Source organism: Serratia sp. OS31 (assembly GCF_014164835.1).
GTDB lineage: Bacteria > Pseudomonadota > Gammaproteobacteria > Enterobacterales > Enterobacteriaceae > Serratia > Serratia liquefaciens_A.
In genome coordinates this window covers 1-18,670 of sequence record NZ_JACJFQ010000033.1, presented here as the reverse complement: position 1 = coordinate 18,670, position 18,670 = coordinate 1, and the positions used below count along the sequence as shown (strand labels likewise).

Annotated in this window: 18 protein-coding genes; 16 read left to right on the top strand and 2 right to left on the bottom strand. The window is 55.5% G+C overall.

Annotated elements, in window-relative coordinates; translation table 11 throughout:
- Window positions 1–180: 180 nt before the first annotated feature.
- Window positions 181–468 (top strand): putative quinol monooxygenase, encoded by a 288-nt coding sequence (locus H5P17_RS21760; RefSeq protein ID WP_044549792.1) that lies wholly within the window; start codon window positions 181–183, stop codon window positions 466–468.
- A 62-nt stretch (window positions 469–530) separates the two neighbouring features.
- Here the strand turns inward: H5P17_RS21760 and rne are convergent, their stop codons facing one another.
- Window positions 531–3,950, bottom strand: coding sequence for a ribonuclease E (gene rne, locus H5P17_RS21755; RefSeq protein ID WP_182825154.1), 3,420 nt, complete (start codon window positions 3,948–3,950; stop codon window positions 531–533).
- Window positions 3,951–4,502: 552 nt separating this feature from the next.
- Between rne and rluC the strand changes: the two genes are divergently transcribed.
- Window positions 4,503–5,465: a 23S rRNA pseudouridine(955/2504/2580) synthase RluC gene (gene rluC, locus H5P17_RS21750; RefSeq protein WP_182825152.1), complete on the top strand. Its 963-nt coding sequence runs from the start codon at window positions 4,503–4,505 to the stop codon at window positions 5,463–5,465.
- Window positions 5,466–5,476: 11 nt separating this feature from the next.
- On the opposite strand, the gene H5P17_RS21745 is transcribed toward rluC, so the two are convergent.
- Entirely contained in the window at window positions 5,477–6,058 is a 582-nt protein-coding gene (locus H5P17_RS21745) for a nucleoside triphosphate pyrophosphatase (protein ID WP_156033799.1), read from the bottom strand.
- A 141-nt stretch (window positions 6,059–6,199) separates the two neighbouring features.
- Between H5P17_RS21745 and yceD the strand changes: the two genes are divergently transcribed.
- From yceD to ptsG, 14 genes are all read left to right on the top strand, one after another.
- On the top strand, window positions 6,200–6,721 hold the full coding sequence (gene yceD, locus H5P17_RS21740; protein WP_020826334.1) for a 23S rRNA accumulation protein YceD: 522 nt from the start codon (window positions 6,200–6,202) through the stop codon (window positions 6,719–6,721).
- Between the two features lie 16 nt (window positions 6,722–6,737).
- A complete protein-coding gene (rpmF, locus tag H5P17_RS21735; protein ID WP_004943042.1) occupies window positions 6,738–6,905 on the top strand; it encodes a 50S ribosomal protein L32 in 168 nt (55 codons plus the stop codon).
- 11 nt (window positions 6,906–6,916) lie between these two features.
- The gene (gene plsX / locus H5P17_RS21730) at window positions 6,917–7,951 is read left to right on the top strand and encodes a phosphate acyltransferase PlsX (protein ID WP_071827011.1); all 1,035 of its coding nucleotides are present in this window, start codon (window positions 6,917–6,919) and stop codon (window positions 7,949–7,951) included.
- Between the two features lie 6 nt (window positions 7,952–7,957).
- Window positions 7,958–8,911, top strand: a complete 954-nt coding sequence (locus H5P17_RS21725) for a beta-ketoacyl-ACP synthase III (protein WP_044549810.1) — start codon at window positions 7,958–7,960, stop codon at window positions 8,909–8,911.
- A gap of 16 nt (window positions 8,912–8,927) precedes the next feature.
- The gene (gene fabD, locus H5P17_RS21720) at window positions 8,928–9,857 is read left to right on the top strand and encodes an ACP S-malonyltransferase (RefSeq protein ID WP_182825150.1); all 930 of its coding nucleotides are present in this window, start codon (window positions 8,928–8,930) and stop codon (window positions 9,855–9,857) included.
- Window positions 9,858–9,868: 11 nt separating this feature from the next.
- Window positions 9,869–10,603, top strand: coding sequence for a 3-oxoacyl-ACP reductase FabG (gene fabG, locus H5P17_RS21715; RefSeq protein ID WP_020826338.1), 735 nt, complete (start codon window positions 9,869–9,871; stop codon window positions 10,601–10,603).
- A 154-nt stretch (window positions 10,604–10,757) separates the two neighbouring features.
- Window positions 10,758–10,994 (top strand): acyl carrier protein, encoded by a 237-nt coding sequence (gene acpP, locus H5P17_RS21710; RefSeq protein ID WP_004719003.1) that lies wholly within the window; start codon window positions 10,758–10,760, stop codon window positions 10,992–10,994.
- An 82-nt stretch (window positions 10,995–11,076) separates the two neighbouring features.
- Entirely contained in the window at window positions 11,077–12,318 is a 1,242-nt protein-coding gene (gene fabF / locus H5P17_RS21705; protein WP_041414447.1) for a beta-ketoacyl-ACP synthase II, read from the top strand.
- A gap of 171 nt (window positions 12,319–12,489) precedes the next feature.
- Window positions 12,490–13,287 (top strand): aminodeoxychorismate lyase, encoded by a 798-nt coding sequence (gene pabC / locus H5P17_RS21700; RefSeq protein WP_044549822.1) that lies wholly within the window; start codon window positions 12,490–12,492, stop codon window positions 13,285–13,287.
- 13 nt (window positions 13,288–13,300) lie between these two features.
- On the top strand, window positions 13,301–14,326 hold the full coding sequence (gene mltG / locus H5P17_RS21695) for an endolytic transglycosylase MltG (protein WP_044549824.1): 1,026 nt from the start codon (window positions 13,301–13,303) through the stop codon (window positions 14,324–14,326).
- Window positions 14,316–14,951, top strand: a complete 636-nt coding sequence (gene tmk / locus H5P17_RS21690) for a dTMP kinase (RefSeq protein ID WP_044549826.1) — start codon at window positions 14,316–14,318, stop codon at window positions 14,949–14,951. Before mltG ends, tmk begins: the two co-directional genes overlap by 11 nt.
- A complete protein-coding gene (holB, locus tag H5P17_RS21685; RefSeq protein WP_182825148.1) occupies window positions 14,951–15,958 on the top strand; it encodes a DNA polymerase III subunit delta' in 1,008 nt (335 codons plus the stop codon). Before tmk ends, holB begins: the two co-directional genes overlap by 1 nt.
- 14 nt (window positions 15,959–15,972) lie before the next feature.
- Window positions 15,973–16,749, top strand: coding sequence for a metal-dependent hydrolase (locus H5P17_RS21680; protein WP_044549831.1), 777 nt, complete (start codon window positions 15,973–15,975; stop codon window positions 16,747–16,749).
- A gap of 338 nt (window positions 16,750–17,087) precedes the next feature.
- The gene (gene ptsG, locus H5P17_RS21675) at window positions 17,088–18,521 is read left to right on the top strand and encodes a PTS glucose transporter subunit IIBC (protein ID WP_020826345.1); all 1,434 of its coding nucleotides are present in this window, start codon (window positions 17,088–17,090) and stop codon (window positions 18,519–18,521) included.
- The last annotated feature ends 149 nt before the right edge of the window (window positions 18,522–18,670 follow it).

Below are 18,670 nucleotides of genomic sequence, written 5' to 3'. Positions count from 1 at the left end.
AATGGGGGCTTATTCACGCCGGGGTACAAGGATAAGCGGAAAGCGCCCGCGATGCATCTGTTTGTTCACGGCAAGTTGAAATCAATGGGTTATAGGGTGCATAGTGACAGGGATTTTAATGATCCCCGCGCTATCACTGTCGGGTTATCAACATTAATCACATTGGAATGGGAGAATAAAATGGAAGTGCGAGTTATTGCCACCCTGCAGGCTAAACCTGAGTTTGTTTCGGCCGTCAGCGATGCGGTGCATGAGATTATCGATCCAAGCCGTCAGGAACTGGGCAATCTGCAATATGATCTGCACCGCGATCTTGAGAAGCCAGGCACCTTCGTGTTCTTTGAACGCTGGGCAAGCGCAGAGGCGCTGGAAAAACACAATGCCACCGAGCATTTTAAGCAGTTTGTCGCCAGCATTGACGGCAAGCTGGATTTGCTGGATATCAAACAATTGAAGAAAATTGCCTGAGTTTATTTTTGGGCAATAAAAAACCCGCCGGATGGCGGGTTTTTTTATCGAAGCAGATTAACTTATTCGTTAACCGGCTGCGGTTTGGTTGCCGGAGCGGTCGCTTGATTTACCGCCGCATGGCCACCGGCTGAGCCTTTACCTTCGAAGGCGAAGGAAGGGCGCTGCCAATCGCTGTGTTGCTGCTGCTCCGGCACATAGTCCGGTGCAGGGGCCTTGGTCATTGGCGCCGTAGCGATATGCTTGTACAGCGTACCAGCCTGTACCGGTACGGGTTGCTGTTGCACTGCCGGCGCTTGTTTTTCAACAACGGCCGGCGCTACAGTTTCCTGAACCGGAGCAGTTTCAACCACAGGTGCAGCAGGCTCGATGACGGCTTCTGCCTCGGTTGCCGTTTCTTCCACCACCGATACCGGCGCTGCTTCCGCCACTGGAGTTTCTTCAACCTCAGGAGCAGTTTCAACAGCGGGTGCAGCTTCAACGGCTGGGGTTTCTTCGACCACGGCGGCTGCTTCAACCACTGCAGTTTCTTCAACCGCTGGTGTTTCAGCTGCTACCGGAGTGTCTTCAGCCTGAGCAGCGATGATTGGCTCAGCGGTTTCAATAACCGGTTGGGCTTCTTCAACCGCTTCAGCCGCGACTGCAACAGCTTCCGGCTGGTTAACCGGTGCGATGGCCTGTTCAGCAACCGCGGCAACCACTGGAGCGGCCACGCTGACGGCTTCTGGTGCCATGACGTTGTCGGCAGCGATTTCGCTAGCTTCAGCCTGAACTTCAGCCTCTTCAACCAGTTGCGCAGTTTGTATGACAGGGTAACTCACCCAGACCTTGCCTGACGCCATCTCTGGTGAAGCAAAAGCGCCCGCCAGTGGCATTGGCGACTGAGTTGGGTAACGCTCGTCACGGTAACGACGACGACGCTGACCGCTAACGCGCAGGTGGCGCGGAGAACGACGTGAGCGGCGTGGCATGCCGTTTTCGCCATTAGCGCGGTTGTCACCCTGTGCATCGTCTTCAGTCTGCGCTTCAACGGTTTCCGGCAGCAGTTTAACGCTGTCTTCAGCCTGAGCAGGTTTCACGTCCTGAGCTTTCGCTACAGGCGTTTTAGGTGCCAGCAATTCTTCCGCCGCGCGATGCAGTTCTTCTTCCGCGGACAGCACACGAACCTTCTGCGACAGAGGACGACGTTGACGACGTTGCATATTCTGCATCTGACGTTCTTCGTGATCTTCATCGCTGACGGTGTTGGCAGTGGCAGCCTCTGTGCTTTCCAGCGCGGCGACTTCCTGTTGGGCTTGACGTTTTTCTTCCTGACGACGGCGTTGGCGTTCGGCACGCTGTTCACGGCGCTGTTGCTGCTCTTCGCGCTGTGCCTTGGCGGCCTCTTCAGACTGCGGCTCATCGGTAACCGTGGCAGTGGCTTGCTGCGCATTGCGACGGTTGCGGCGCTGCTCGTCACGCACTTCGCGTGTTTCACGGCCTTCGCGGTTATCGCGTGGTTCACGATTTTCACGCGGCTCACGATTATCACGTTCGCGGTTATCACGGCCTTCACCACGCTCTTTGCGCTCGCCGCGTTCTGGACGATCGCTACGTTCACCGCGCTCGCCGCGGTCTTTACGACCGGTACCCTGACGGCGTTGACCACGACGATCCTGGCGACGGTTTTCACCGTTGCTTTCGGTCTTAGGCGCTTCGACGACAGGTTTGGCTTCAACAACCGGTTGTTCTTCACCGGCAAACAGCGCTTTCAGACCACCGAATAGACGGCCCAATAGGCCTGGTTTGGCAGCGGCTGGTGCAGCTTGTTTGGTTACTGGTGCGGCAACAGCGGCCTGAGTAGCCACGGCTTCTTCAGCCGGTGGCGGTGCATCGGCGGCCAGAGAGAACGAGGCCAGAGCCGGCTGTTCCGGGCGTTTGCGCTCCATCGGCACATCTTCCAACGGCTGAGTCATCTCTTCTTCGTGCAGTTTCGGCAACAGGTAGCTCAGGGTCGGTGTTTCTTCGCCCTTACGTACGCGCAGCACAGAGTAGTGCGGGGTTTGCATCTGATCGTTCGGCACGATGATCGCTTTCACGCCACCCTGACGTTTCTCGATCGCGCTCACCGATTCACGTTTTTCGTTCAGCAGGTAAGAAGCCACCTGAACCGGCACGATAGCGTGTACTTCTTTGGTGTTTTCTTTCAGCGCTTCTTCTTCAATCAAACGAAGAATGGACAGCGCCAGAGACTCGTTATCACGGATGGTGCCGGTGCCGTTACAGCGCGGGCAAACGTGATGGCTGGATTCGCCCAGTGACGGGCTGAGGCGCTGACGCGACATCTCAAGCAGACCGAAACGGGAAATGCGGCCGATCTGGATACGCGCACGGTCTTGACGCACGGCATCGCGCAGGCGGTTTTCAACTTCACGCTGGTGGCGAACCGGGGTCATATCGATAAAGTCGATAACGATCAGACCGCCGAGGTCACGCAGGCGCAGCTGGCGAGCGATCTCGTCTGCCGCTTCCAGGTTGGTGTTGAACGCAGTTTCTTCGATATCGCCGCCGCGGGTTGCACGCGCGGAGTTGATGTCGATAGCGGTCAGCGCTTCGGTAGAGTCGATAACGATCGAACCGCCGGAAGGCAGGCGAACTTCACGCTGGAAGGCGGATTCGATTTGAGATTCGATTTGGTAGTGGCTGAACAGAGGGATTTCACCGCTGTACAGTTTGATTTTGCTGCTGAAATCCGGACGGCCCAGGGCAGCGATGTGCTCTTTGGCCAGATCGAGAACTTTTGGATTGTCGATCAGGATTTCGCCGATGTCCGGGCGCAGATAGTCGCGGAATGCACGTACGATGACGTTGCTTTCCTGATGGATCAGGAAGGGCGCTGCGCGGCCTTCAGCGGCTTTTTTAATCGCTTCCCAGTGCTTCAGGCGGAAAGAGAGATCCCACTGCAATGCATCGGCTGATTTGCCAACGCCTGCGGTACGAACAATCAGGCCCATGCCATCCGGGAGTTGCAGAGAAGAAAGCGCTTCTTTCAATTCAGTGCGGTCATCACCTTCGATGCGGCGTGAAATACCACCGGCACGTGGGTTGTTCGGCATCAGAACCAAATAACTGCCGGCCAGGCTGATGAAGGTGGTCAAGGCGGCGCCTTTGTTGCCACGTTCTTCTTTATCAACCTGAACGATCACTTCCTGGCCTTCGCGCAGCACATCTTTGATGTTCGGGCGACCATGGGAGGAGTAGTTACTTGGGAAGTATTCGCGAGCGATTTCTTTAAGAGGGAGGAAACCATGTCGTTCGGCGCCGTAATCTACGAACGCTGCTTCAAGACTTGGTTCTATACGAGTGATTTTGCCTTTGTAAATATTCGCTTTTTTCTGTTCATGACCCGGACTTTCAATATCCAAATCATACAGCCGCTGTCCATCTACGAGGGCAACACGCAACTCTTCCTGCTGAGTTGCGTTAATCAACATTCTTTTCATCTTAACTTACTCGTTATTTTTACATTATCGACAAAGCTGCGGGCAAAATAACCTCATGGCCGGATTAAAACCGAAAACCCCGTGTCTTCTCGCAAAGCCGTCAACCTCACGGTTGTCGCCTGCATAGGGGCGCATTATCTCGGTAAGCCTGTATTTCTTTGTGAAAGACAGCACTTTTACTAGGGGAATAGCCTCTGATTTACGTCGACAGATCTGATTCCATTTGCCGGCCAAGCTGCAACCCGCAGCCCGCTAATTGTTTGATTTCACATTACGTCTTACGCCATTGCTGCGTTTTTGCGCCATCAGACAAATTTTATAATTCCACCGTTTTCCCTGTTTAACGAGAATCAACGTGGAAAGTAAACGCATTATTCCACTGCTGATACTGTTATAGCAAGGTGACTTTTCCTTAACTGCGGAAGAAATCGCAAACGTTCAAACCGGCTTGCTGCCTTATTGTCCGCCAGGGTTTCTCCTGCAGTCAGAGAGACAGTTAAGCACAGAAAAAGAAGTGGCGCTATTTACGCGCTCTATTTAGAATCCCGCTCCATGAAAACGAACATTCCTGCAGTACAATTAATCACGATTTCTGACGACGAAGCCGGTCAGCGAATCGACAACTTTCTGCTTGCTCGCCTGAAAGGCGTGCCGAAGAGCATGATTTACCGCATCGTACGCAAAGGCGAGGTACGGGTTAATAAAGGGCGCATCAAGGCTGAATACAAGCTGGCTGCCGGTGACGTGGTGCGCGTACCGCCAGTCCGCGTTGCCGAGCGTGAAGACGCGCCGGTTTCCGCCAAGCTGGACAAAGTGGCAGCACTGGCCGATTGCATTTTGTATGAAGACGATCATTTGCTGCTGCTGAATAAGCCTTCAGGCACCGCGGTGCACGGTGGCAGCGGCCTGAGCTTTGGCGTGATTGAAGGCCTGCGCGCGCTGCGCCCGGAAGCCCGCTTCCTGGAGCTGGTGCACCGGCTGGATCGCGATACTTCCGGCGTGTTGCTGGTGGCGAAAAAGCGTTCTGCACTGCGTTCGCTGCATGAGCAATTGCGGCTGAAAGGCATGCAGAAAGATTATCTGGCGCTGGTGCGTGGCCAATGGCAGTCGCATTGCAAAGCCGTACAGGCCCCGTTGCTGAAAAACATTCTGCAAAGCGGCGAACGTATCGTGCGCGTCAATAGCGAAGGCAAACCGTCGGAAACCCGCTTCAAGGTAGAGGAGCGTTTTGAGCATGCCACACTGGTCAAGGCCAGCCCGATTACCGGGCGTACCCACCAGATCCGCGTTCACACCTTGCACGCAGGGCACCCGATAGCCTTCGACGACCGCTATGGCGATCGCGAATTCGATCGCCAGTTGGCAGGTACCGGGCTCAAACGCCTGTTCTTGCATGCCGCGGCACTGCGATTCGAACACCCGGGCACCGGCGAAACCCTGCGTATCGAAGCGCCGATGGATCAGGAGTTGCGCCACTGCCTGCAGGTATTGCGCAAACAGGCCAAAGGCCAGTAAGCAAAAGTATTTTATACCAGCGGGTTGATGCCTTCAGCCCGCAGCATCTCCAGCAGGGCTATCAGCGGCAGACCGATCAACGCGTTCGGATCCCGCCCCTCCAATTTATCGAACAACGCAATGCCCAGACCTTCACTTTTAAAACTGCCCGCGCAGTTGAGCGGCTGTTCAAGACGCACATAAGCGCTGATTTCTGCGTCGCTCAGCGCACGGAAATGCACATGAAAAGGCTCGCAAAGCGCCTGCAGATGTTGGCTGCGGCTGTTGTACAGCGCCAGACCGGTATAAAACGTCACCCTTTGGCCGCTGGCCTGGCGCAATTGTGCGCAGGCGTTCTCTTCGGTATGCGGTTTCCCGGTTATTTTACCGTCGATCACGCAGACCTGGTCGGAACCGATAATCAAATGGTCAGGATAGGCGATGGCCAGTGCCTGGGCTTTCGCCGTCGCCAGCCGTAAGACCAGCGCTTCGGCAGTTTCCCCGGCCAGTGGGGTTTCGTCGACCTGCGGCGCGTCACAGGTAAAAGGCAGATGCAGTTTTTCCAACAGCATCTTGCGGTAGGTCGAGGTGGAGGCGAGGAGCAGTCTCTGCATAATTTTTTTCGTAAACCGTAGCGTAAATAGAGAGGGCATTTTAAACTGTCCGCCGCTGAGGAAGCGAATATTGGTGAAAGGTGCCGTTTTACGGCCTTTTTCTTTGACTCTAAGTCGTTACAAAGTTAATATGCGCGCCCTATGCAAAAGGTAAAATTACCCTTGACCATTGATGCGGTACGTACCGCTCAGAAACGCCTGGACTATGTTGGTTCCTATGCGCCTGAGCAGGTTACACGTGTTGCTGCCTCTGTGGTCAGTGTGGACAGTGATGTTGAGGTCTCGTTATCTTTCGATATTGATAACCAGCGCCTCGCGGTGATAACAGGGCATGCGGACGTCCAGGTAATGCTGATGTGCCAACGCTGCGGAGTCCCGTTTGAACACCATGTTCACACAACATATTGTTTTAGCCCGGTCGTCAATGATGAGCAGGCTGAGGCATTACCGGGGGCGTACGAGCCGATCGAAGTCGATGAGTTTGGCGAAGTCGATCTGCTGGCAATGATTGAAGACGAAATTATTCTTTCACTGCCTGTCGTCCCGGTACATGAATCTGAACACTGTGAAGTGTCCGAAGCGGACATGGTCTTTGGCAAACTGCCTCCAGAGGCGGAGAAACCAAACCCATTTGCCGTATTAGCCAGTTTAAAGCGTAAGTAATTAAGGAGTAAGGTCCATGGCCGTACAACAAAATAAACCAACCCGTTCCAAACGTGGCATGCGTCGTTCACACGATGCTCTGACCACCACCACTTTGTCTGTTGATGCGACTTCTGGTGAAACTCATCGTCGTCACCACATCACTGCCGACGGTTTCTACCGCGGTCGCAAGGTTATCGGCTAAGTAGCGGTACCTTGACTCGTCTAACCCTGGCGTTAGATGCAATGGGCGGGGACTTCGGTCCCTGCGTCACAGTGCCTGCTTCATTGCAGGCACTGGCCTCTAATTTACAGCTTCATCTTCTGCTGGTCGGCAATCCCGACACCCTCTCTCCTTTACTTGCCAAAGCCGATCCGGTTCTTCTGGAACGTTTGCAAGTCGTGCCCGCTGAATCTGTGATTGCCGGCGACGCCAAACCCTCACAAGCGATTCGTGCCAGCCGTGGCACTTCCATGCGTATCGCGCTGGAACTGACCAAAAACGGTGATGCGCAGGGCTGTGTCAGCGCGGGCAACACCGGCGCGCTGATGGGGTTGGCGAAGATGCTGATTAAGCCGCTGGACGGTATTGAACGTCCGGCGCTGATGACGGTGATCCCAAATCAGCTGGGCGGTAAAACCGTGGTGCTGGATCTGGGCGCCAATGTCGAATGCGACAGCACCATGCTGGTGCAGTTTGCGGTGATGGGCGCGGTGATGGCCGAAGAGGTGGTGGGGATTGCGCAACCTCGCGTGGCGCTGCTGAATATTGGTGAAGAAGAAACCAAAGGTCTGGATAATATCCGCGAAGCGGCTGCCGTGCTAAAAAATACACCGGCAATCAACTATATTGGTTACCTGGAAGGCAACGATCTTCTCACCGGGAAAACCGATGTGATGGTCTGCGACGGCTTTGTGGGTAACGTCACCCTGAAAACCATGGAAGGGGTGGTAAGAGTATTTTTATCGCTGCTGAAATCATCCGGAGACGGTGGCAAGCAGGCGTGGTGGTTAAAATTGTTGGGCCGTTGGTTGCAAAAACGGGTGGTAAAGCGGTTCGGCCACCTGAACCCCGACCAGTATAATGGCGCATGTCTGTTAGGATTGCGCAGCACCGTAATCAAGAGCCACGGCGCTGCGAACCCGCACGCGTTTGCAGTTGCAATCGAACAGGCTGTGCAGGCGGTGCAGCGGCAAGTCCCTGACAGGATTGCTGCGCGCCTTGAAGCTGTATTACCTAAGAGTGACTGATCGTACATGTATACAAAGATTCTCGGTACGGGGAGTTATTTACCCGTACAAGTGCGCACCAACGCTGACCTTGAAAAAATGGTGGATACCTCTGACGAGTGGATCGTCACGCGTACCGGTATCCGTGAACGCCGTATCGCTGCCGCTGATGAAACCGTGGCGACGATGGGCTTCCATGCTGCTGAAAAAGCGCTGGAAATGGCAGGTGTGGCTAAAGAAGATATCGGGCTGATCGTTGTGGCTACCACCACTTCGAGCCACGCATTCCCAAGTTCTGCCTGCCAGGTGCAGCAGTTGCTGGGGATTAAAGATTGTGCGGCTTTCGATTTGGCGGCTGCCTGTGCCGGTTTCACTTACGCGTTGAGCGTTGCCGATCAGTACGTTAAGAACGGCGCGGTGAAACGTGCCCTGGTGATTGGTGCCGACGTGCTGTCCCGCACGCTGGATCCTGAAGATCGCGGCACCATCATTCTGTTTGGTGATGGCGCGGGCGCAGTGGTGCTGGGCGCTTCTGAAGAGCCGGGCATTCTGTCGACTCACCTGCATGCGGACGGCACCTACGGCGGTCTGCTGACCTTGCCGTTCAAGGATCGTCAGGATCAGGACAAGCCGGCCTATGTCACCATGGCGGGCAATGAAGTCTTCAAGGTTGCGGTTACCGAACTGGCTCACATCGTTGACGAAACGCTGCAGGCCAATAATCTGGACCGCAGCCAGCTGGATTGGCTGGTGCCGCACCAGGCCAATCTGCGCATTATCAGCGCAACGGCGAAAAAACTGGGTATGGGGATGGATAAAGTGGTGGTGACGCTCGATCGTCACGGTAACACCTCTGCCGCCTCGGTCCCCGCAGCGCTCGATGAAGCGGTGCGCGATGGGCGGATCCAACGCGGCCAACTGGTGCTGCTGGAAGCCTTCGGCGGCGGCTTTACCTGGGGCTCGGCGCTGGTTCGTTTCTGATTAACAGGAAGAAAAAATGACGCAATTTGCTTTTGTTTTCCCAGGCCAGGGCTCACAGTCCCTGGGCATGCTGGCCGATTTGGCCGCTCAATATCCGATCGTTGAAGCGACTTTCAGCGAAGCTTCTTCCGTGCTGGGTTACGACCTGTGGCAACTGGTTCAGCAAGGGCCGGCGGAAGAACTGAACAAAACCTGGCAGACGCAACCGGCATTGCTGGCTGCTTCCGTGGCGATTTTCCGCGTCTGGCAGCAGCAGGGCGGCAAAATGCCTGCCCTCATGGCCGGCCACAGCCTGGGTGAATACTCGGCGTTGGTCTGTGCGGGCGTGCTGGATTTCCAAGCGGCAATCCGCCTGGTTGAGCTGCGCGGCAAACTGATGCAGGAAGCGGTGCCGGAAGGCACTGGCGCGATGTCCGCCATCATTGGTCTGGACAACGCGGCTATCGCCAAGGCTTGTGAAGAGTCAGCCCAAGGGCAGGTCGTTTCTCCGGTGAACTTCAATTCCCCGGGCCAGGTGGTGATTGCCGGCAATAAAGAAGCGGTTGAGCGTGCAGGTGCAGCCTGTAAAGCGGCCGGCGCCAAGCGCGCACTGCCGTTGCCGGTGAGCGTGCCTTCGCACTGCGCACTGATGAAGCCGGCTGCAGATAAACTGGCCGTGGCGTTGCAGGACATCACCTTCAGCGCACCGCAGGTACCGGTGGTGAATAACGTCGACGTCCGTGCTGAAAGCGATCCAGAAGCGATCCGCAGCGCGCTGGTGCGTCAGTTGTACAGCCCGGTACGTTGGACCGAGAGCGTTGAGTTTATGGCAGCACAGGGCGTTACGTCGCTGCTAGAGGTTGGTCCGGGCAAGGTTCTGACCGGTCTGACTAAACGTATTGTTGATACCCTGACGGCGGCGGCGGTGAATGACGCTGCCAGCCTGACAGCGGCGCTTGAACAATAAAGAGGAAAACAATGAGCTTCGAAGGTAAAGTTGTTCTGGTCACCGGCGCGAGCCGGGGTATTGGCCGGGCTATTGCAGAAACGTTTGTGGCACGCGGCGCCAAAGTGATCGGCACCGCCACCAGTGAAAGCGGCGCTGAGGCTATCAGCAGCTACCTGGGTGCGAACGGCAAAGGGTTTGCATTGAACGTGGTCGATGCTCAATCTATCGACAGCGTTCTGGCATCTATTCGTGCTGAATTTGGCGAAATCGACATTTTAGTGAATAATGCCGGCATTACGCGTGATAACCTCCTGATGCGTATGAAGGACGACGAGTGGCAGGATATCCTGAACACCAATCTGACTTCCGTATTCCGTCTGTCAAAAGCGGTAATGCGAGCTATGATGAAAAAGCGGTTTGGCCGGATCATCACCATCGGTTCCGTCGTCGGTACCATGGGGAACGCAGGGCAGGCTAATTACGCGGCGGCTAAAGCCGGTCTGATTGGCTTTAGTAAGTCTTTGGCACGTGAAGTTGCTTCGCGTGGCATTACGGTCAACGTCGTGGCACCTGGCTTTATTGAGACGGACATGACACGGGCGTTGACAGATGATCAACGCGCAGGCATTTTGTCATCAGTTCCAGCCAATCGGCTGGGGGATGCTAAAGAAATCGCCAGCGCTGTTGCATTTTTAGCCTCTGATGAGGCTGGCTACATCACCGGTGAAACGTTACATGTCAATGGCGGCATGTACATGATTTAAAAAATGCGAAAACTATTTGCGTTATTTGGGGTAAAAACCGCAAAATAGCGTAAAATCGTGGTTTGACCAGCCGGGATTTAGTTGCATCTTTTTCAACATTTTATACACTACGAAAACCATCGCGAAAGCGAGTTTTGATAGGAAATTTAAGAGTATGAGCACTATCGAAGAACGCGTTAAGAAAATCATTGTTGAGCAGTTGGGTGTTAAACAGGAAGAAGTTTTAAATAACGCTTCTTTCGTTGAAGATCTGGGTGCTGATTCTCTTGACACCGTTGAGCTGGTAATGGCTCTGGAAGAAGAGTTCGACACCGAGATTCCAGACGAAGAAGCTGAGAAAATCACTACTGTTCAGGCAGCTATTGATTTCATCAACGCTAGCCAGCAGTAAGAGAACATATCTAGGCGGTCACTCGACCGCCTAAGTTTTTTCTATCCCTAGTGTCATATTTTTCCCTCCTTGGAGGACAAACGTGTCTAAGCGTCGAGTAGTTGTGACCGGACTGGGCATGTTGTCTCCTGTCGGCAATACGGTAGAGTCCACATGGAACGCTCTTCTTGCCGGTCAGAGTGGCATCAGCCTGATCGACCATTTCGATACCTCTGCCTATGCGACCAAGTTTGCAGGCCTGGTAAAGAATTTTAATTCAGAAGATTTCATCTCCCGCAAAGATGCGCGCAAGATGGATGCCTTCATCCAGTACGGTATCGCAGCCGGCATGCAAGCCATGCAGGACGCACAACTGGATATCACCGAGGCTAACGCCAGCCGCATTGGTGCCGCTATCGGCTCCGGTATTGGCGGCCTGGGTTTGATTGAAGAGAACCACAGTTCATTGGTTAACGGTGGCCCACGGAAAATCAGTCCGTTCTTTGTGCCGTCAACCATTGTTAACATGATTGCAGGCCACCTGACTATCATGTACGGCATGCGTGGCCCGAGCATTTCGATCGCCACCGCCTGTACCTCAGGTGTGCACAACATCGGCCACGCCGCGCGTATCATTGCTTACAATGATGCTGACGTCATGCTGGCCGGTGGGGCAGAAAAAGCCAGTACCCCGTTGGGCGTCGGCGGCTTTGGCGCAGCACGCGCGTTGTCGACCCGCAACGAAGATCCGCAGGCAGCCAGCCGCCCTTGGGACAAGGACCGTGACGGTTTTGTTCTGGGTGACGGTGCCGGCATGATGGTGCTGGAAGAGTACGAACACGCCAAAAAACGCGGTGCCAAGATTTATGCTGAAGTTGTCGGCTTTGGGATGAGCAGCGATGCTTATCACATGACGTCTCCACCGGAAAACGGTGCGGGCGCTGCGCTGGCAATGGAAAATGCGTTGCTCGATGCCGGTGTGACCACGTCACAAATCGGCTATATCAATGCGCACGGCACCTCAACGCCGGCTGGCGACAAAGCCGAAACGCAGGCGGTGAAGTCGGTATTTGGCAGCGATGCGCAGCGCGTGATGGTTAGCTCGACCAAATCGATGACCGGCCACCTGTTAGGTGCGGCAGGCGCGATTGAGTCGATCTTCACCGTACTGGCATTGCGTGACCAGGCCGTTCCGCCAACCATCAACCTGGATAATCCGGATGAAGGTTGCGATCTGGACTTCGTTCCGCACGAAGCACGCCAGGTAAGCGATATGCAGTACACGCTGTGTAACTCCTTCGGTTTCGGTGGCACCAACGGTTCTCTGATCTTCCGCAAGGTGTAATAACCTCTGCTGGCGGACGGTAAAAAAGCCCGGTTTTTTAAACCGGGCTTTTTTTATGGCGCTGCCCGCTGAGGCCCGGCTTGGCGATGCTTTTGTCGAACGGCCAACTGCTGCTAATGGCGTCGGCGCCTGTTATTCTGTAGTGGAAACCAAAGCGCTCAGGGGGAGTCTATGTACTGGATAAACGGGCAGCAACACGATGCGCTGGCGCCGAGCGATCGCGGTTTGCAATTTGGCGACGGCTGTTTCACTACCGCACGAGTGGTTGAGGGCAAAATTGACCTGTTGCCCTGGCATATCGAACGCCTGCAGCAAGCAGCACAACGGTTGATGCTGCCGGCCTGTGACTGGGCGGCTTTGGAATATGAAATGGTACGCGCGGCAGAATCTATCCCGCAGGGCGTGGTCAAAGCGATACTGACGCGCGGCAGCGGTGGGCGAGGTTACAGTCCGAAAGGATGTGAGCATCCCACGCGGATTATTTCTCGCAGCGCCTATCCGCTGCACTATTTGCAATGGCGTGAGCAGGGCATCAGCCTGGCGCTTAGCCCGGTAACGCTGGCTCGTCATCCGCTGCTGGCGGGGCTGAAACACCTGAATCGTTTGGAGCAGGTGTTGATCCGCGCGCATCTTGACCAGACGGCCGCCGACGAGGCGCTGGTGCTTGACACTGCCGGTATGCTGGTGGAATGCTGTGCGGCTAATTTGTTCTGGCGAAAGGGGAAGGCGGTCTTCACGCCGGATCTGAGCCAGGCAGGCGTGGCCGGATTGATGCGTCGCCGGGTAATTGAGCTGCTGGCAGGCAGTAAGTATTCATTGCATTACGTCAGCGAGCCGCTGGAGACGCTGGCCGAGGCCGAGGAATTGCTGGTGAGCAATGCGCTAATGCCATTGCTGCCGGTGAACATGGCACACTCCTGGCACTACTCTTCGCGCCAACTCTATGATTTTTTGCGCCCACATTGTTAACGATGGCTGATTGATGAAGAAAAGAAAGCTGAAGTTCGTTTCTATTATTGTTGTTTTGGTAGCGGGCCTGTTGTTTTGGGCATACCAGAAGGTCGAACGTTTCGCGGACACGCCATTGGCGATCCAGCAGGAAGCCATTTTTAAACTGCCGGCGGGCACTGGAAGGGTGGCACTGGAAGGGCTGCTGGTTCGTGACAAGCTGATCCGCAACGGCATGTGGTTCCCGTGGCTGTTGCGTGTGGAGCCGCAACTGGCGGAGTTTAAGGCCGGTACCTACCGCTTTACGCCTGGCATGACGGTGCGCGAGATGCTCAAACTGCTGGCCAGCGGCAAAGAAGCCCAGTTCAGCGCGCGCTTTATCGAAGGTTCTCGCCTGCGTGACTGGCTGGCGGTGCTGCAACAGTCCCAATACCTCAAACATACGCTGGCGGGCAAAAACGAAACGGAAATTGCCGCGGCATTGGGCCTGCCGGAGGGGACTAACCCTGAAGGACGCCTGTACCCCGATACCTATCTGTACACTGCGGGCATGAGCGACATTGCGTTGTTAAAACGTGCTCATTTGCGAATGACCAAGGCGCTGGAAGATGCCTGGCAAGGTCGCGACACCAGCCTGCCGTACAAAACGCCCGAAGAGCTGCTGACTATGGCCTCGATCATTGAGAAAGAGACCGCCGTGCCGGAAGAGCGCACCAAGGTGGCTTCGGTCTTTATTAACCGCCTGCGCATTGGCATGCGTTTGCAGACCGACCCAACGGTGATTTACGGCATGGGGAATAGCTATAATGGCGACATTACCCGCAAAGATTTGGAGACGCCGACGGCGTACAACACCTATGTTATCAACGGCCTGCCGCCAACGCCGATCGCCATGCCAGGCAAGGCTTCGCTGGCCGCCGCCGCCAATCCGGCGAAAACCCCTTATCTGTACTTTGTTGCCGACGGCAAAGGCGGGCATCAATTTACCACTAACCTGGCCAGCCATAATCAGGCGGTGCGCGCCTATCGCCAGGCGTTGAAGGAAAAGAATGAAAAGTAAATTTGTGGTTATCGAAGGGCTTGAGGGCGCGGGCAAAACTACCGCTCGCGATACCGTGGTCGACGTACTGCGCCAGCACGGCATCAACGATATTGTCTTTACCCGTGAACCCGGTGGCACGCCGTTGGCGGAAAAGCTGCGCGACCTGTTCAAGCGCGGCGTGGACGGTGAGCTACCGACCATCAAAGCCGAGGTGCTGATGCTGTACGCAGCTCGCGTGCAATTGGTGGAAACGGTGATCAAACCGGCGTTGGCGCGCGGTGCCTGGGTGGTTGGCGATCGTCACGATTTGTCTTCGCAGGCCTATCAGGGCGGTGGTCGTGGTGTCGATCAACAACTGATGGCTTCATTGCGTGACACCGTGTTGGGCGATTTCCAACCGGACCTGACGCTTTATCTGGATTTACCGCCGTTAGTGGGGTTGCAACGTGCCCGCGCCCGTGGCGAATTGGATCGCATCGAACAAGAAGCGCTGCCGTTCTTTGAGCGCACCCGCGCGCGCTATCTGGAGCTGGCTGCGCAGGACGAGTCCATCGTCACCGTTGACGCGGCCCAATCGCTGGAGCAGGTGACGGCAGCGATTCGTCACAGCGTCAGCCAATGGCTGCAGCAGGAAGGTGCGTAATGAACTGGTACCCGTGGCTGAATACCCCTTACCGGCAGTTGGTCGGGCAATATGCTGCCGATCGCGGTCATCATGCTTTGCTGCTGCATGCGGCGGCAGGCAATGGCGAAGAGGCGCTGGCCTATGGGCTGAGCCGCTGGCTGATTTGCCAGCGCCGTAACGGTGAGAAAAGCTGCGGCGAATGTCATAGCTGCCGCTTAATGCTGGCGGGCAATCACCCGGATTATCACGTGCTGACGCCAGAAAAGGGCAAAAGCAGTCTGGGCGTGGAGCCCATTCGTCAGGTGATTGAGATCCTTTACTCCCATGCGCAGCAGGGCGGAGCCAAGGTTATCTGGTTGCCGCAGGCGGAGCTGCTGACCGAGGCGGCCGCCAATGCGTTGTTGAAAACATTGGAAGAGCCGCCGGAAAAAACCTATTTCCTGCTGAGCTGCCGTGAGCCTTCACGCCTGTTGGCGACGTTGCGCAGCCGCTGTTTGTACTGGCACCTCGCCAGCCCGGACGAACAGCGCAGCCTACAGTGGTTGAGCCGCCAAACGTCGGGTAATCAGGCCGATCTGCTGACCGCATTGCGTCTGCACGATGGCGCTCCTCTGGCCGCCGAGCAGCTGTTGCAGCCGGAACGTTGGCAACAGCGTAGCGCGCTGTGTACTGCCCTGAGCACCGCTTTGCCGCAGCATGACATGCTGTCCTTGCTGCCGGTGTTGAATCACGAAGACGTCGCCGAGCGGCTACACTGGTTATGCGCATTGCTGGTAGACGCCATGAAGTGGCAGCAGGGGGCGGCGAGTTTTGCCCTCAACCAGGATCAGCAACCTTTGGTGCACCAACTGGCCTGCCGTTTGAGCAGCAATTCGTTGCAGCAAGTCGTGCAGCAATGGCTTAATTGCCGCCATCAGTTGCTCAGCGTGGTCGGCGTTAACCGTGAGCTGCTGCTGACCGAACAGTTACTTGGCTGGGAGCAGATGCTCGGTGCTACCGGCTATTCTCACCCTCATTCGCTGTAAAAGAGTTAAATATTATGTTGTTAGTAGATTCTCATTGCCACCTCGATGGCCTGGATTACCAAACCCTGCACCAAAACGTGGATGACGCGCTGGCCAAAGCCAAGGCGCGCGATGTCGGTTACGTACTGGCGGTCGCTACCACCTTGCCGGGCTATCAGGCCATGACGCAGTTGATTGGCCAACGCGACGACGTGGCTTTCTCCTGCGGTGTGCATCCGCTCAATCTGGAAGGCGGTTACGACTATGCGGAGCTGCGTCGTTTGGCGGCGTCAGAGCAGGTGGTGGCGCTAGGGGAAACCGGGCTGGATTATTTCTATCAGAAAGACAATCTTGAACTGCAGCAAGCGTCGTTCCGTGAGCATATCCGCATCGGTCGCGATCTGAACAAACCGGTGATCGTACATACCCGTGATGCGCGTGAAGACACGCTGGCGATCCTGCGCGAAGAAAATGCCCAGGACTGTGGCGGCGTACTGCACTGCTTCACCGAAGATTGCGCCACGGCCGAAGCCCTGTTGGACTTAGGGTTCTACATTTCCTTTTCCGGCATCCTGACCTTCCGTAACGCCGAGCAGTTGCGTGATGTGGCGCGTTATGTGCCGCTTGACCGCATTCTGGTGGAAACCGACTCGCCGTATCTGGCTCCGGTGCCGCATCGCGGTAAAGAAAACCAACCTGCCTATGTGCGCGATGTGGCTGAATACATGGCGGTATTGAAGGGCGTGAGCCTGGAAACGCTGGCCGAAACCACCACCGCCAACTTTTCACGCTTATTTCACATCGAACTCTGATCTTTGGCCTAGGCTATAGCTGTAGTCATCGAATCTGGAATTTTTTTTAAGCTCGTAATTAATCGCCGAAACGGGTAATGTTCCCACCCGTTTCAGGGCGAGGTGCGGGCGTTTTCTCCTCTTTTTTGACAAAAAATAGGCGATTTAAGAAAAATACCCGGTTTTGTTCATTGAAACGTGACTGCCATCAAACATTGCGCAGCCTATTTATTTTACTCTGCGTAAAAATTCAAGGGGTGCTCAGACACCCTGAATTGCAGGGGTTTTTTCTCCCCCCCTTGCAACGCGAAGAATCGCGGAAAGTAGCAAAGCACTATTACTCAGGAGCACACTCAACTATGTTCAAGAACGCATTTGCAAACCTGCAAAAAGTAGGTAAGTCGCTAATGCTGCCGGTGTCCGTATTGCCTATCGCAGGTATCCTGCTGGGCGTCGGTTCCGCCAACTTTAGCTGGCTACCTGCGGTAGTCTCCCACGTGATGGCGGAAGCCGGCGGTTCCGTTTTCGCCAATATGCCGCTGATCTTCGCCATCGGTGTTGCCCTGGGCTTCACCAATAACGACGGTGTCTCCGCGTTAGCCGCAGTAGTGGCTTACGGCATCATGGTGAAAACCATGGCGGTAGTGGCGCCTTTGGTGCTGCACCTGCCGGCTGAAGAGATCGCGGCCAAACACCTGGCGGATACCGGTGTGCTCGGGGGGATTATCTCCGGCTCCATCGCGGCCTATATGTTTAACCGCTTCTTCCGCATTCAATTGCCGGAATACCTGGGCTTCTTTGCCGGTAAGCGCTTTGTGCCGATCATCTCCGGCCTGGCGGCAATCGTTCTGGGCGTAGTGCTGTCCTTCATCTGGCCTCCTATCGGTACGGCTATCCAGACCTTCTCCCAGTGGGCTGCGTATCAGAACCCGGTAGTGGCATTTGGTATCTACGGCGTGGTTGAACGTGCGCTGGTGCCGTTCGGTCTGCACCACATCTGGAACGTACCTTTCCAAATGCAGATTGGTGAATACACCAACGCGGCGGGCCAGGTGTTCCACGGTGACATCCCACGTTATATGGCGGGTGACCCGACTGCGGGTAAACTGTCCGGTGGCTTCCTGTTCAAAATGTACGGTCTGCCTGCTGCGGCGATTGCCATCTGGCACTCGGCCAAGCCGGAAAACCGCGCAAAAGTCGGCGGTATCATGATCTCCGCTGCGCTGACCTCGTTCCTGACCGGTATCACCGAACCGATCGAGTTCTCCTTCATGTTCGTTGCGCCGATCCTGTACGCAATCCACGCCATTCTGGCTGGCCTGGCGTTCCCGATCTGTATCCTGTTGGGGATGCGTGACGGCACCAGCTTCTCGCACGGTCTGATCGACTTTATCGTGCTGAGTGGTAACAGCAGCAAAATCTGGCTGTTCCCGGTTGTCGGTATCATCTACGGTCTGGTGTACTACACCATCTTCCGCGTGCTGATTGCCAAACTGGATCTGAAAACACCAGGTCGCGAAGACACGGCTTCTGAGCAGGTTGCCCAGGGCGGTTCTGAAATGTCTGCTGCACTGGTTCAGGCTTTCGGCGGTAAAGAGAACATAACCAATCTGGATGCCTGTATCACTCGACTGCGCGTTAGCGTGGCGGACGTGAGCAAGGTTGACCAGGCTGGCTTGAAAAAACTGGGTGCTGCCGGCGTTGTCGTCGCAGGCTCGGGGGTTCAGGCTATCTTTGGTACCAAATCTGACAACCTGAAAACGGATATGGACGAATATATCCGTAACCATTAATTCAGGTCAGGCAGGGGAGTTTTAAGGGAGGCGAAAGCCTAATGCCGATCGTTTAAGGATCGGTTGAACGATCCGGTGGTTGCTGTAAAAAGGGTTCCAGGACATGACTGGAACCCTTTTTTATGCACCTTTCTCAGGCTCTTGGCATT